This is a genomic window from Halomonas sp. ND22Bw (assembly GCF_003011945.1).
GTDB lineage: Bacteria > Pseudomonadota > Gammaproteobacteria > Pseudomonadales > Halomonadaceae > Halomonas > Halomonas halophila.
Genome location: NZ_PXWD01000137.1, coordinates 1 through 473, shown reverse-complemented (window position 1 = coordinate 473; position 473 = coordinate 1). Strand labels below are relative to the sequence as shown.

The following is a 473-nucleotide window of genomic DNA, read 5'->3' as shown; positions in this document are numbered from 1 at the left end:
AGCGTCTTTCAGGGCGTGATCCGCTGGAACAGCTTCGTCTTCGTGCCGGTAATCCAGTCGATATATGGCTCGGAAGGCACGGCCTTGGCCGCCGTGGCTATCGCCTTCATCATTCCCGTCACCAATATCGCCTGCGTCGCCGTGCTGGCGAAATGGGGGTCGCTGCGGCGCGAGCCGTCGGTTCTCGGTTTGCTGAAGTCGATGCTCGCCAATCCGATCCTGCTGGCCTGTCTGATCGGTCTGGCGCTGAACTTCCTGCGTGTGCCGCTGATCCCCGGCCTGTCCGAAGTCATGGACCTGCTGGGCGCCGCCGCCCTGCCGCTGGGCCTGATCGTCGCCGGGGCCGGCCTGTCCTTCGCCGAGGTGAAACGCCGTCGAAAGACCATCGCCTCCGTCACCCTGGTCAAGCTGGGAATCATGCCGCCGCTGATGTGGTTCATCGCCTGGGCTTTGGGCGGCGACAGTCTGGCCCA

The 473-nt window shown here is 64.7% G+C and carries 1 protein-coding gene; it reads left to right on the top strand.

Annotation, left to right across the window (positions count from 1 at the left end; all coding sequences use genetic code 11):
* On the top strand, positions 1 to 473 hold a 473-nt coding region (locus CVH10_RS17360), incomplete at both ends, for an AEC family transporter (protein WP_369335850.1).